General features: G+C 35.3%; 14 protein-coding genes. 5 read left to right on the top strand and 9 right to left on the bottom strand.

Features of this window, described 5'->3' with window-relative positions; translation table 11 throughout:
• Positions 1-290: 290 nt before the first annotated feature.
• Both ABWU28_RS01860 and ABWU28_RS01855 read left to right on the top strand, forming a co-directional pair.
• Positions 291-2780 carry an AsmA-like C-terminal region-containing protein gene (locus ABWU28_RS01860; protein ID WP_007302069.1) on the top strand — a complete coding sequence of 830 codons (2490 nt, stop codon included), beginning with the start codon at positions 291-293 and terminating at the stop codon, positions 2778-2780.
• Positions 2781-3012: 232 nt separating this feature from the next.
• The gene (locus ABWU28_RS01855) at positions 3013-3969 is read left to right on the top strand and encodes an IS5 family transposase (RefSeq protein ID WP_213863789.1); all 957 of its coding nucleotides are present in this window, start codon (positions 3013-3015) and stop codon (positions 3967-3969) included.
• Positions 3970-4113: 144 nt separating this feature from the next.
• Here the strand turns inward: ABWU28_RS01855 and ABWU28_RS01850 are convergent, their stop codons facing one another.
• From ABWU28_RS01850 to ABWU28_RS01825, 6 genes are read right to left on the bottom strand one after another with little or no spacing between them, the layout of a single operon-like run.
• On the bottom strand, positions 4114-4311 hold the full coding sequence (locus ABWU28_RS01850; RefSeq protein WP_353275474.1) for an ankyrin repeat domain-containing protein: 198 nt from the start codon (positions 4309-4311) through the stop codon (positions 4114-4116).
• Complete coding sequence (locus tag ABWU28_RS01845) at positions 4305-4430, bottom strand: hypothetical protein (RefSeq protein WP_353275472.1); 126 nt, start codon at positions 4428-4430, stop codon at positions 4305-4307. Before ABWU28_RS01845 ends, ABWU28_RS01850 begins: the two co-directional genes overlap by 7 nt.
• Before the next feature lie 11 nt (positions 4431-4441).
• On the bottom strand, positions 4442-5743 hold the full coding sequence (gene ltrA / locus ABWU28_RS01840; RefSeq protein ID WP_353274935.1) for a group II intron reverse transcriptase/maturase: 1302 nt from the start codon (positions 5741-5743) through the stop codon (positions 4442-4444).
• A 26-nt stretch (positions 5744-5769) separates the two neighbouring features.
• A complete protein-coding gene (locus ABWU28_RS01835) occupies positions 5770-6156 on the bottom strand; it encodes a hypothetical protein (protein ID WP_353274937.1) in 387 nt (128 codons plus the stop codon).
• Between the two features lie 47 nt (positions 6157-6203).
• Complete coding sequence (locus ABWU28_RS01830) at positions 6204-6590, bottom strand: ankyrin repeat domain-containing protein (RefSeq protein WP_353275470.1); 387 nt, start codon at positions 6588-6590, stop codon at positions 6204-6206.
• A 53-nt stretch (positions 6591-6643) separates the two neighbouring features.
• Entirely contained in the window at positions 6644-7819 is a 1176-nt protein-coding gene (locus tag ABWU28_RS01825; protein ID WP_214303221.1) for a phage portal protein, read from the bottom strand.
• A gap of 289 nt (positions 7820-8108) precedes the next feature.
• Here ABWU28_RS01825 and ABWU28_RS01820 point away from each other — a divergent pair, with 289 nt between their 5' ends.
• The 3 genes from ABWU28_RS01820 (at position 8109) to ABWU28_RS01810 (ending at position 10739) form a co-directional block, all read left to right on the top strand.
• Complete coding sequence (locus ABWU28_RS01820; RefSeq protein WP_213863789.1) at positions 8109-9065, top strand: IS5 family transposase; 957 nt, start codon at positions 8109-8111, stop codon at positions 9063-9065.
• Between the two features lie 97 nt (positions 9066-9162).
• The gene (gene lipB / locus ABWU28_RS01815) at positions 9163-9780 is read left to right on the top strand and encodes a lipoyl(octanoyl) transferase LipB (protein ID WP_353275468.1); all 618 of its coding nucleotides are present in this window, start codon (positions 9163-9165) and stop codon (positions 9778-9780) included.
• Positions 9780-10739, top strand: a complete 960-nt coding sequence (locus ABWU28_RS01810) for an LD-carboxypeptidase (RefSeq protein WP_265025289.1) — start codon at positions 9780-9782, stop codon at positions 10737-10739. The genes lipB and ABWU28_RS01810 overlap by 1 nt, the downstream gene beginning before the upstream one ends.
• Positions 10740-10870: 131 nt before the next feature.
• On the opposite strand, the gene ABWU28_RS01805 is transcribed toward ABWU28_RS01810, so the two are convergent.
• The 3 genes from ABWU28_RS01805 to ABWU28_RS01795 all read right to left on the bottom strand — a co-directional run bounded on the left by ABWU28_RS01805 (position 10871) and on the right by ABWU28_RS01795 (position 14085).
• Positions 10871-11827, bottom strand: coding sequence for an IS5 family transposase (locus ABWU28_RS01805; RefSeq protein WP_213863789.1), 957 nt, complete (start codon positions 11825-11827; stop codon positions 10871-10873).
• Between the two features lie 198 nt (positions 11828-12025).
• Positions 12026-12865, bottom strand: coding sequence for an ankyrin repeat domain-containing protein (locus ABWU28_RS01800; protein ID WP_353275466.1), 840 nt, complete (start codon positions 12863-12865; stop codon positions 12026-12028).
• Positions 12866-13128: 263 nt separating this feature from the next.
• The gene (locus ABWU28_RS01795; RefSeq protein ID WP_213863789.1) at positions 13129-14085 is read right to left on the bottom strand and encodes an IS5 family transposase; all 957 of its coding nucleotides are present in this window, start codon (positions 14083-14085) and stop codon (positions 13129-13131) included.
• Positions 14086-14471 lie beyond the last annotated feature (386 nt).

Raw genomic sequence — 14471 nt, 5'->3', positions numbered from 1 at the left:
CAGTGTCAAGCACTGGGATCCAGAAATTTTGTTGATTATATAATCTGGAAAACCTTATTTAAGTCACACTGGATCACAGTGTCACACACACAACTGTATAAGTGTTGTGGTTTGAGAGCAATTTCCACTGGGAACCCAGTGCTCATCAGACCAGCTTCTCATGTAAAAATGCTGTGCTTTAACATAAGAATAGCTACTTTTTTGCTAATTAACTTAATGTCTAATCAAATTTCCTGGATCCCAAACTGGGATGACAAGAAGAGAAGGGATGCTGGAATGAGAGGTCTATTATGAAACTTTCTTTATACGCCATATTATCAATCTCGTTGCTATTAATTCTCATGCACGTTGCTGCAACTTTTAAGGATTGGAGTGGCTACAGAGAATATATCGTAAAAGAGTTAGAGAAGACGTATGATGCTAAAGTACATGTTGGAGGAAAAATTGAAGTTTCGCTCATTACTCCAAAACTTACTATTCACAATGTATATGTACAATACAACAAAAACAAGGAGCAAAAATTATCAGATTTAATTAGTGCAAAAAAAATTGAAATAAGGCCATCGTTGTTTTCATTTTCATTGCAACCAAAGTCAATCTCATTTTTGGGCATGAAAAGCAACAAAGAAAATTTACTTAATATTATAAATACGAAAGCCAATGATAATATAGTTGATATATTAATAAAGGACAGCCAAATAAGTTTTAACGCCGATACTATTAATATCAAGGAAGTTGCTATAAAAAAAAATAAGCAGTTTTTTGGTGAAGTACAGATTGGTGACAACAATTACGATTTTTCTGGAAAGGTTAATGTCACAAAAAATAATGTACACATTAGTGTTGATTCAAATTTTGCAAATTTGCTATTTAAAGGTAATAGAAATCAAGAAGAGCTCAAGGGCAATTTAGTATTGACGATTAATAATAATTCTGATTCTATGAGCGGCTTGGCAAAAATCATTAATCTTAGCTTCCTTTCTTATGTGATTCCCAGCGAAAATATTGAGATATCATCCAATATCAATCTCAATGAAAGCGAGTTTACGGCAACTGATTTAAAAATTGAGTCCAAAAGCATGCAAGGCACTGGTATAATACAAAATGATAGAAAAAGTGATCATACTAATATCAATATTAGTTTTAGTAAAGTCGACCTAAAAAACGGCTCACACAAAACAACAGATATGAAGGGTCTTTTAGAATCTTTTAGAGAGGTTGTGCCAAAGAACCTGAGCTTGGATTTTAATATGGAAGCTTCAAATATTCAATATCAAAACAGGATATTGGACAAATTTCATGCTACGCTAAAATTTGCTAATGGCGAAATAAACGTTGATACTCTTCTTCAGTTTCCTGGAACCAATAATATATCTCGCTTATCAGGAAAAGTTTCAAACAATGGCAACTTGTCTGAATTTAATGGTGATATATTGATAAAGGGTGAGTCGTTCATTTCACATATTTTACCTTCTATCAAGATGCAAGAAAGAGAGAAAAGTCAATTTACAGCAAGTTCTAAACTATATTTAGCACCTAGAATATTATCTCTTTCAGATATCAGATTGCTAAATAACAAAGAATCTTGGCAAGGATCAATTAAGGTAAATCACACAAAAAAACACAATATGATCGATAGTAAATTTAGCATACATAACATTAATATAGATAAATATGATTATTCATTATTCAGCAAAGTGCAATGGCTGAAAAATATTAAATATGATGTAAATATAAGAACTAGTGTTAAAGATTCTATATTCAATGGTACAAAAATTGAAGATTTGGATTTTTCATTAAAAATACAAGAGAACAAGCTAGTTGCAGATAAAATAAAGTTATTCGGAGAAAATTTCGACATTACCGGTAGTGTAAAAATATTAGTGGATCAAAAATACACTAAGCCTTTATTAGACGTAAACCTTACAGGTAATAAATTTAATGGAAATATCTTTAAATTACCAAAACTATTAGAGGTAAAAAGAAACTCAAGAAATGAAATAAATCAAATTCAATGGTCAACAAAGCAGCTTAATTTTTTAGATGAGAAAGGAGATTTTGATGCAAACGTGCAAATCAAAACTACAGAATTTAAAATTGGGCAAAACGTCTTAAAAGATTTTAACTTGGATACAGTGATAAGAAACAGCACTATCACTATCAAAAAGATAAGTTACATACTAGAACATGGACAAATGTTTTTTCAGGGTTATCTAAAAGCAGGCTCAATTCACATAAAATTTTCTATTGCAAATTTGGACACCAAGGAAGTTATAGGAGTTAATAACATAAATGGCAAGATAAGCTTAAGTGGTGAAATCAAAACTCAAGGGACAAGCTTTGATGATTGGGCTAGTAACTTATCAGGAAATGTAAACTTTCAAGCACAGAAAATAGAGTTTACAAATGTGGATTTTAATTCATTCATCACTAAGTTGTTAAGCAGTAAGAATAAACCTGAAATTTCCAAGCTTGCTTACGTTGATATATATAATGGCAGTACGCTTTTTGAAAATATTAATGGAAAAGTAAGTATTAACAGTGGTGTATGTTCAACTAGTTCACAGTTTAGTATCGATCAAGCATCAGGTTCTATCTCTTCTAATTTAATCTTATCTAAGTTCTCCTTAACTTCTATATTCAGACTCTTTTTCATACTACCAAATCATAATAGTCCTCTTTATATCGAGGCACACTTAGATGGCCCTATTTGGTGCCCTAAGATGAGTTTTGATGTAGACCAAATTTACAACACCTTAGTTAGCAAGAAAAATAGTTAACTCATTTAGCTACATGATTTAGGGTATCCGTTCAGCAGGGTGGCAAAATAAGATAGACAAAAACGTAGCAACAAATGGTCAGTGCCTGACACTGGCTTTTTCACAAAAAACGTTGTAGAGCGCTTTCGTCAAACTGGATCCCAGTGGGCTTTGTTGCACCACTCAAGGAAAGAACAGGCAGTTACTGATGGAATTTGTTATAAAATAGATATTTAGCCGACAAAGGAAAAATATGCCAATAAGAATGAAAGTCAGTAACTGCAATGAATATAACAAATTTCTTCAAGAAAGGGGAAATGTTTTTCATTATATCAACGATGCCATTGAAAATTGGTACGAAAATAGTCCAAAAGTAGCAGGTGGCAACAATGTCTACAGCGACAAAGTAGTGATTCTAATTCACATAATAACCTATCTATTCAGGATTGGTCTTAGGCAAACAGTGGGATTTATAGAGAAATATCTTGAGCAAATAGGGAAAATTTTGCAAATTATCAGCTATTCGCAGGCTTCAAGAAGGTTTAAAAAGCTTAATATCAAAATCAACGACTGCAGAGTTGATAAGAACGATATGGAAGATATTGAAATTGCTATAGATAGTACAGGTATCAGCATCTACAATAATATTCCAGGCCATAGTAAGGCAAATGGTACAGATAGAAAGTATCGCCGCTATGAGCAAACAAGAAAGCTACATGTAATGCTAGAGATAGGTAGTAAAAAAGTTATAGCTGCAAAATACAGTAGTGGAGTTTATTCCGACCACTATGGAGCCTGTGATCTTATTGAAAGAGTGGATACCAAGTATAACATAAGCACGATATATGCAGATAGGGCATATAATCGAAAGAAGTTATACAAACTGTGCGATGAGCTTGACATAAAGACAAGGATTCCTCCGCAAAATAATGCAGTAGAGCATCCAAAGTTGGATTATATGAATGAGAGAAATTCTACAATCAAGCTCATAAAGTCATATGATGAAGATGGTATGAAGAGGTGGAAAAAAGAGATAAATTATTGGAAGAGATCTTATATAGAAAGTTTTTTCTCGCGACTGAAGCAAATATTTGGATTTAGTTTTAGGAATAAATCTGAGATTAATCGTGAGAAGGAACTGCTACTCAAGTGTTATTTGCTTAACAAATTTACTGAAATAGGCATGGCTAAGTTTGATATAGCTTCATGAATTTATTATACATTACCCACTATCCGAAGAGCTGTGCAACAAAGCCATCCCAGTGTCAGCTACTTTCATGACAAGAAAAAAAGGACTGATTTCACATGAATCTGAACAGATACGATTTAGGAGATAGTAAACTTCATCTACCCTCTAATAATAAGACTTACTAGTTACTTGTAACTCTTCAATGCTTATATCGATGCAGCTTGTACTTGGAGTCTCCATATCTCCAAGCAATAACTTTGTTATCTCTGTGTGGCCTTTGAGAACAGATAAATGTAAAACAGTCTTGCTAGAATTATCTGCTATATTAATATTTGCTCCGTTTTTAAGCAATAATTTTACCACATTCTGTTCGGTAGAAGCTGTAGCTTTACTCCTCTCGTTTGAGTTTTATTACTACAACTCCCCCTAAAGAACCGTGCTTGCAGATTTCCCGCACACGGCTCATCAATATTAGTTTTCACAGTCGTCCCTCTTATGCATATAAAGAAAAATGTATTTTTGGCTTTGGTAATGGATTTACTTCTACGTAGTGTACAAACTGTTCCCAGGTCATACTCTTTTTCTGACTACGCCGATTTATCCATTTAAATGCTAGCTTTCTTACTGATGTGTAAAATTGTTTCAAACACCAATAATTTCCGCTAATACCAAAGTAGTTATAGTGTCCTGTTAATTTAGCCTTCAGTACTTGCCACCAAGCTTTAAGTCGAATACTTCCGCGGACTATTTTCAACCACTCCTTGATTTCTTTTAGTTTTCTGGCTAGATTTAACTTTGAGGTTTTATGTCCCATTATTAATCTACCACGACGACTTTTTGCACCATAGTGCGTAAACCCCAGAAAATTGAAACTTTCCGTCCTTCGTTTCTCTCTTATCGCTTGTTGCCACTCCCTCTTGCCAAACTTTACTACTCTGGTCTTGTTTTCAGATACTTCCAACCCAAATTTATTTAGCCTTTGTTTCAGTAATTCCAGAAATTCTTCCGCGTCTACCTTACTTTCGCAACAAACCACAAAATCGTCGCAAAACCTTATTAGTTGTATATATCCTCTGGATCTTGGTTTAAATTTCTTTTCTATCCATAAATCCAACACATAATGTAAGTATATATTTGCTAATACAGGACTTACTATACCACCTTGGGGTGTACCTTGTTTTGTTGCTTCATAATTTCCAGCTTCGACTATCCCTGCCTTGAGAAACCGCTTTACTAACCACCGCAAATTTGGGTCAGTTATTCGTTCCCTTAGACATCTCATTAGCCATTTATGCTGTATATTATCGTAGAACTTCTTGATATCCACTTCTACAATGTAGTTTATTGGCTTGTACATAACTGCTTTATCTAGTGCATTTACCGCTTGATGACAGTTTCTTCCAGGTCGAAATCCATATGAGCTGTCCAGAAAGTTTGCCTCGTAAATATTTTCTAGTATCTTCTTCAGCATAATCTGTACTAATTTATCCTCGGTCGATGGTATTCCGAGTCCGCGTTTCTCTTTACTTCCAGCTTTCGGTATATATACCCTCTTTACTGGTTGTGGTTGATATTGCTTCCTCTTCATACTTTCTACTAGCACTTCGAGTTTCTCATTCAGATTTTCTCCGTATGATTCCACTGTTATCTGGTCTACTCCACAAGCCTTGTTACGCTTCAGTTCTTTATAACATCTCGCAAGATTCTCTGTATTTATCAGATGGACTAACGATGTGAATTTTAGTCGCTTATCTTGCTTTGCTCTTACTGCTATCTGGTTTAGTTTATTTTGCATGTTATTCCAACCTCCGTTGTATTGGCCTAGCAATCCCTATTCCAGTTACTATATTGCTGATCGCTTCCCCTTGTACGTGGCTTTCCCACATTCTGAGTACTATCAATCAGTCCGACTTCCCCTGCATCTTCCGCTAGTTCTTGCCTTTGTTGACTTGTTCCAGCGTACCTTTGTAGGAATGCATAGGATCTCCCAAGTTCACTTGAAGTCCATTTCAATACATGGCACGGTCTCAGATCCCGATAGAGTGAGTGATAACTTGCCTTTACGCTATCCTTCATGCTGTCTTCCATGGCCATGAAAATGTCGACCTCTATGTCTTCAGGTATTTCGGAACTCAATCCCTTCACTTTCGTTGTACCCTGCATTGTCCATCCCACTAGCTCTATTACACTCGTTACCTCATGCAACATAGTGGTCTGTTCCAAACTGTTGGCTAGACTTTGTTTGTGTTGGATTTTCACCAACTGTTCTCCAAGCACTTCTTGGCGCACCTTGGCGCACCATGGCCTCCCTGAACAGCTAAATATAAAGGAGTAGCACCGAAATGATTTCTTACATCAATATCTGCTCCGTTTTTAAGCAATAATTCCACCTCCTCTTTACAATTTATGGAAGCAGCATAATGTAAAGGAGTAAAACCATAATTATCCAATGCATTAACATTTGCTCCGTTTTTAAGCAATAATTTCACTTGCTCTAAGCGATTTCCGCAAGCAGCATAATGTAAAGGGACAAGACCTTCATTATCTGTTGGATTAGTATCTTGTTTGGCTCTCAACGATAATTCCATATGAGGAAGAGTCAATCGAGAATTACTTACTGAATTTTCTTGTTCTTGATACATAAAATACCTCTAATTTCTTACAGCTTAGTATAAATATCTATACTATATAAACATCAATTCAACTTATCACCACCGGGTAACGGTTGCAAGCCAAAAGCTTCTCTTTTTTCATTGAGCGTCATGAAGCTTGCGTTTTGCACGTATTTCCACATCTTTTGTCTTTTCTCCATTAGAATTTCTATCGCGTCTTTATCATATGACAAACATAAATCTTTGCCAAACTTGGGCACTAGCCAAGAATTCAGGTGACAGATAATATTTTCTAGCGTTGGTAAAATCGTCTGTTCCCAAAGGGAAAGACGTGCTTCAACTAAATTACTGTAAGTGTTATCACCCGGTATGCCAAGCAACTGCGGCGGAACGCCAAAAGCTAGCGCAATATCACGAGCTGAGCTATGTTTTGACTCAATAAAATCCATATCCCTCGGTGATAAGCTCATTTCCTTCCACTCTAAACCTCCTTCAAGTAATATCGGTCTTCCAGCGTTGACAGGACCTGAGTAATGATCATTTATCTGCGCTTTTAAGCGTTGGTACTGCTCTTGACTTAAGTTTCCAACGCTTCCATCCTTTTCTGATTTCACAACTATTGCACCACTTGGTCTTGCTCCATTTTGCAGCATTGCCTGATTCCAAGCACCAGCCTGATTATGCTGATCTATACTATATGCAGCTGCCTCAATTGGTGAAAGTCCATACCAATCATTCAAAGGGTTAAAGGTTTTAAGATGCAGTACTGTTGAACGCCCAGTCAATTTATCAACTTTAAAGTCATAACTGTTGTTATTTACGGTATAACGATAGGCATAAGGAACGTTACTTCTCCCTGGAATAATTTCAACCCTATCAGGGCGCAGAAGATAAAGCTCTGTTGGTTTGTTCTGCGCCTCAATCATCAATACATAAGAATTGCCATTAACTAATCGATAAGTCACAATCCCTTCAATAAATTCCGATTTTGATGTCATTGGATTAGGAGAATAAAGTAACTTCAGTAATGGATGCGCTTTTAGTTGTGATTTTCCCTGGTCAGTAAGCTGGCAGAGAGTAAAAGGTACCGAAGATGCAGCACTTGCGATCATATTAATTGCTCGAAAGGCAATAACATTTTTTATGTAACCTTCCTCAGCAAAACTTACATAATCACGCCTACTCCAACTTGGTTCCATCATTAGTTGCAAAGCAGAGTATTCACTGCTTTTCTTTCTTTGAAAAATGTTAAAATTCATATGTGCCTCCTGAAAATTTTGTTAAAAATTTGAAATTGTAGTTGAATTATATCAATTAGTGTTACAAGAATGATGTCATCCCAGTTCTTGACACTGGGATCCAGCTTTTCATACAATCTAGTCAAAGACATTCTTTTTAGCGTAAAGCAACTATGCTCACCAGTTCAGTGTGCTATCTACAATTAAATTTCTGGATTCCAGTGGGCTTTGTTGCACCACTCAAGGAAAGAACAGGCAGTTACTGATGGAATTTGTTATAAAATAGATATTTAGCCGACAAAGGAAAAATATGCCAATAAGAATGAAAGTCAGTAACTGCAATGAATATAACAAATTTCTTCAAGAAAGGGGAAATGTTTTTCATTATATCAACGATGCCATTGAAAATTGGTACGAAAATAGTCCAAAAGTAGCAGGTGGCAACAATGTCTACAGCGACAAAGTAGTGATTCTAATTCACATAATAACCTATCTATTCAGGATTGGTCTTAGGCAAACAGTGGGATTTATAGAGAAATATCTTGAGCAAATAGGGAAAATTTTGCAAATTATCAGCTATTCGCAGGCTTCAAGAAGGTTTAAAAAGCTTAATATCAAAATCAACGACTGCAGAGTTGATAAGAACGATATGGAAGATATTGAAATTGCTATAGATAGTACAGGTATCAGCATCTACAATAATATTCCAGGCCATAGTAAGGCAAATGGTACAGATAGAAAGTATCGCCGCTATGAGCAAACAAGAAAGCTACATGTAATGCTAGAGATAGGTAGTAAAAAAGTTATAGCTGCAAAATACAGTAGTGGAGTTTATTCCGACCACTATGGAGCCTGTGATCTTATTGAAAGAGTGGATACCAAGTATAACATAAGCACGATATATGCAGATAGGGCATATAATCGAAAGAAGTTATACAAACTGTGCGATGAGCTTGACATAAAGACAAGGATTCCTCCGCAAAATAATGCAGTAGAGCATCCAAAGTTGGATTATATGAATGAGAGAAATTCTACAATCAAGCTCATAAAGTCATATGATGAAGATGGTATGAAGAGGTGGAAAAAAGAGATAAATTATTGGAAGAGATCTTATATAGAAAGTTTTTTCTCGCGACTGAAGCAAATATTTGGATTTAGTTTTAGGAATAAATCTGAGATTAATCGTGAGAAGGAACTGCTACTCAAGTGTTATTTGCTTAACAAATTTACTGAAATAGGCATGGCTAAGTTTGATATAGCTTCATGAATTTATTATACATTACCCACTATCCGAAGAGCTGTGCAACAAAGCCATTCCAGTGTCAAGCGCTGGAATGACATTGATAGACCTAAAGAAATAGAACATGACAGAATGGCTAATCTCTAACCAATTGACTGATTATAACCATTCTGTGAAATTCATGGAAGCAAAAATTCAACAAATTTACAATAATTTGTCTGATGAGCTAGTATGGCTGCTCCAGCACCCTCCACTTTACACAGCAGGAATCGGTGCAACAGATGATGACATTATTGAAAAATTATTTCCTATATATAAAACAGGTAGGGGTGGTAAATATACATATCACGGACCAGGGCAGCGCATTATATATTTAATGCTAAATCTTAAAAAAAGAAACAAATGTGACATAAAACTATATATCAGAGACCTAAGTAATTGGATCATAAATGTTTTAAAACACTTTAATATACTTGGGGAATTTAAGGAAGATAGAATAGGCATTTGGGTGAACAACAACGGAGTAGAAGAAAAAATAGCAGCTTTTGGCATTCGCTTGAGAAAATGGGTAACTTATCACGGCATAGCGCTTAATGTCTCTCCAAACCTTTCCCACTATGAGGGTATTATTCCTTGTGGACTAAAAGATTACGGCGTTACATCAATGGAAAAACTAGGAGTAAAAGTTTCTCTTTGCGAATTAGATGATATATTAAAGCAAGAGTTTCATAAGATATTTTAATGTATTCCTTTATTCTTTATTTTCTATGCCTTTTACTCACTAATCCTGCAAATCAAGTTGATATTATTGCTCCTTCTTCGAAGGGAAAAGAATCGGATCTGCCCACTATAAAAGAATCCGTAAAAACTTTGGGTTTTAATCCTCACATTTCGGAGAAAATATACAGTAATGACAACCCATTTTATTCTAACTCTGATGAGTTTAGAGCGAATGATTTGGTTAATGCGCTCACTGATGATAGCAAAATAATTTGGTGTATCAGAGGAGGAGAAGGGGCTTCTCGGCTAATTCCCTATCTAGAAAAGTTACCCAATGATAAAAAAGAAAGAATTGCTCAAAACAAAAAAATTCTTATAGGCTATAGTGATATCACTGCTTTACATATTTATCTGCAAGTTAAATATGACTGGCAAACTCTTCACGGTACCATGTTGGAAATGATAGTAAATAACTCTGTTGCTGAAACCTCTGTTGAAAAATTAAAAGAGTTAATTCTTAAGCAACGCAACTCTATCAGATTTGATAACCTAAAAATGATCGACAATGGCATTAGACTAAAAAATGGCAAATTAGAGTCTAAAATCATCGGTGGTAATATGACTTTGGTTGAAAATAGCATAGGAACTGCTTGGCAAATAAACGCAAAAAACAAAATTCTATTTTTAGAAGACATAAAAGTTTATCCATATTCAATTGAGCGAAGTCTAGATCACCTAAAACAAGCTCATATTTTTGATGGAGTAGATGCAGTAATATTCGGTGACTTTGTTAACTGTTATAATGATAATCTTGTCGAAATTGTAAAAGAAAGGTTTGCAAAAAGTGTCAACTTTCCAGTATTTACAATGAAAGGAGTAGGCCATGGACATATAAATGACCCTTTACCTTTCAACACTCACGCTACCATTAGCATTCAAAACGAGAAGGAGTTTATGGATGTGCAACAGTTATACAAGTAGCTTTATCTTACACTCCTTTCATTCCAGCACCTTCGTTGTCATCCTAGTATCCCCCCTTGTCATCCCAGTGCCTAGACACTGGAATGGCTTTGTTGCACAGCTCTTCGGATAGTGGGTAATGTATAATAAATTCATGAAGCTATATCAAACTTAGCCATGCCTATTTCAGTAAATTTGTTAAGCAAATAACACTTGAGTAGCAGTTCCTTCTCACGATTAATCTCAGATTTATTCCTAAAACTAAATCCAAATATTTGCTTCAGTCGCGAGAAAAAACTTTCTATATAAGATCTCTTCCAATAATTTATCTCTTTTTTCCACCTCTTCATACCATCTTCATCATATGACTTTATGAGCTTGATTGTAGAATTTCTCTCATTCATATAATCCAACTTTGGATGCTCTACTGCATTATTTTGCGGAGGAATCCTTGTCTTTATGTCAAGCTCATCGCACAGTTTGTATAACTTCTTTCGATTATATGCCCTATCTGCATATATCGTGCTTATGTTATACTTGGTATCCACTCTTTCAATAAGATCACAGGCTCCATAGTGGTCGGAATAAACTCCACTACTGTATTTTGCAGCTATAACTTTTTTACTACCTATCTCTAGCATTACATGTAGCTTTCTTGTTTGCTCATAGCGGCGATACTTTCTATCTGTACCATTTGCCTTACTATGGCCTGGAATATTATTGTAGATGCTGATACCTGTACTATCTATAGCAATTTCAATATCTTCCATATCGTTCTTATCAACTCTGCAGTCGTTGATTTTGATATTAAGCTTTTTAAACCTTCTTGAAGCCTGCGAATAGCTGATAATTTGCAAAATTTTCCCTATTTGCTCAAGATATTTCTCTATAAATCCCACTGTTTGCCTAAGACCAATCCTGAATAGATAGGTTATTATGTGAATTAGAATCACTACTTTGTCGCTGTAGACATTGTTGCCACCTGCTACTTTTGGACTATTTTCGTACCAATTTTCAATGGCATCGTTGATATAATGAAAAACATTTCCCCTTTCTTGAAGAAATTTGTTATATTCATTGCAGTTACTGACTTTCATTCTTATTGGCATATTTTTCCTTTGTCGGCTAAATATCTATTTTATAACAAATTCCATCAGTAACTGCCTGTTCTTTCCTTGAGTGGTGCAACAAAGCCCACTGGAATCCAGATCAAGTACGGCTATTATCCAAATAACCCTTCGTTGTTATTCAAGCAGCCCCTTCATTGTCATCCCAGTACTGGGATCCAGGAACCTGCGTCACGCGCTCTAATATGAAGAAATGCCAGTAACTCCCTGCTGTTCATTTATTGAGTTGACAATTGGTTTTTCTGCTCCATCAACTTTAGTACTAGGCTTTAGTAATTCATATGTAGCACAACCAACTACCAGTGCTGCTGCTGTAACTGCAACCACTGCTATAACGATAGGTATCAACTGAGCTGTAATTGTTCCAGTTGTAAAAAGTGCCACTGCTATAGCAGTGCCTAATAATGTATTCACTCCACCAGCAATCATTGCCTTATTACGTGCTTTCACAAAAGAACCTCCTCTTGCGTCTAATAGAGCTTTTACTACGTCTTGATTCTTAGCATAACCTTCAGCATAATCTAAAGGAGTCTTTCCATATCGATCTACTGCGTTAACATTTGCTCCTTCTTGGATTAAAACCTCTACTGTCTTTTTGTGACCATTCCCAGCAGCGACATGTAAAGGAGTCCACCCTTCAATATCTACTGCATTAACATTTGCTTCTGCTTTGAGTAAAACCTCTACTACACTTGCGTGACCATTCCTAGCAGCGAAATGCAAAGGAGTCGCATCACGCCAACCTTTCTCATTAACATTTGCTTCTGCTTTGAGTAAAACCTCTACTACACTTGCGTGACCATTCCTAGCAGCTATCATTAATAACGTCAATTTTTCATATGCGGGAATATAAAATACATAATTTACATCAAATTTACCTTCCTCCCAATTTTTATATAGACCTTGATCCTGTTCCTCTAGTTCTGTTTTTATTTTCTCAATTATATTATTGAGATTTAAATCTTTCTCAGCCTCAATCGTCCTTAGTACTTTTTCCAGTGACTCATATCCTCCTGTCATAATTCTACCTTCAATATTAAACAATATGTTTAATTATTACATAATTATGATGAAAAGTCAACTCAAATAAGCTAATAACCGGGATTGTGAATAGTAAATTAGATTCAAATAGCCTCTTTGGTGTCATCCGAGTAGCTTGACACTGGAATCTAACTAAGTTGGTAAACACGAAAGCGCTTTTTTTGACGGAATTGCACAAAAAAACTGGATGCCAGTGGGCTTTGTTGCACAGCTCTTCGGATAGTGGGTAATGTATAATAAATTCATGAAGCTATATCAAACTTAGCCATGCCTATTTCAGTAAATTTGTTAAGCAAATAACACTTGAGTAGCAGTTCCTTCTCACGATTAATCTCAGATTTATTCCTAAAACTAAATCCAAATATTTGCTTCAGTCGCGAGAAAAAACTTTCTATATAAGATCTCTTCCAATAATTTATCTCTTTTTTCCACCTCTTCATACCATCTTCATCATATGACTTTATGAGCTTGATTGTAGAATTTCTCTCATTCATATAATCCAACTTTGGATGCTCTACTGCATTATTTTGCGGAGGAATCCTTGTCTTTATGTCAAGCTCATCGCACAGTTTGTATAACTTCTTTCGATTATATGCCCTATCTGCATATATCGTGCTTATGTTATACTTGGTATCCACTCTTTCAATAAGATCACAGGCTCCATAGTGGTCGGAATAAACTCCACTACTGTATTTTGCAGCTATAACTTTTTTACTACCTATCTCTAGCATTACATGTAGCTTTCTTGTTTGCTCATAGCGGCGATACTTTCTATCTGTACCATTTGCCTTACTATGGCCTGGAATATTATTGTAGATGCTGATACCTGTACTATCTATAGCAATTTCAATATCTTCCATATCGTTCTTATCAACTCTGCAGTCGTTGATTTTGATATTAAGCTTTTTAAACCTTCTTGAAGCCTGCGAATAGCTGATAATTTGCAAAATTTTCCCTATTTGCTCAAGATATTTCTCTATAAATCCCACTGTTTGCCTAAGACCAATCCTGAATAGATAGGTTATTATGTGAATTAGAATCACTACTTTGTCGCTGTAGACATTGTTGCCACCTGCTACTTTTGGACTATTTTCGTACCAATTTTCAATGGCATCGTTGATATAATGAAAAACATTTCCCCTTTCTTGAAGAAATTTGTTATATTCATTGCAGTTACTGACTTTCATTCTTATTGGCATATTTTTCCTTTGTCGGCTAAATATCTATTTTATAACAAATTCCATCAGTAACTGCCTGTTCTTTCCTTGAGTGGTGCAACAAAGCCCACTGGGATCCAGAACAGGTAATAAGAAGCACTGAAATGACATCTCTATAGAACTCCTAACCAATCAAAAATATTAAGAAATTTACCAAGCAAAAAAAGGCAAAAGAATCCCCCAGTAGTGAGTTTTAACCCTATAATAATGTAAATCGGCATTGTAATAATGTGCTAACGCTTATTTAAAGCGCGTTTTGGCTGAATGTAGAAAAAATAAAAAAGACATGCAGCCGCTATAATTTTATGTAATCTGCCAATATATACCTGAGTTTTTTACTGAATTTTTGTTGTTAAATCTGCAGAGAT

The sequence above is a fragment of the Wolbachia endosymbiont (group B) of Pilophorus perplexus genome, from assembly GCF_964028155.1.
Lineage (GTDB): Bacteria > Pseudomonadota > Alphaproteobacteria > Rickettsiales > Anaplasmataceae > Wolbachia.
Note: the sequence above shows the minus strand (reverse complement) of the source record. Positions and strands in the feature narration are given on the sequence as shown.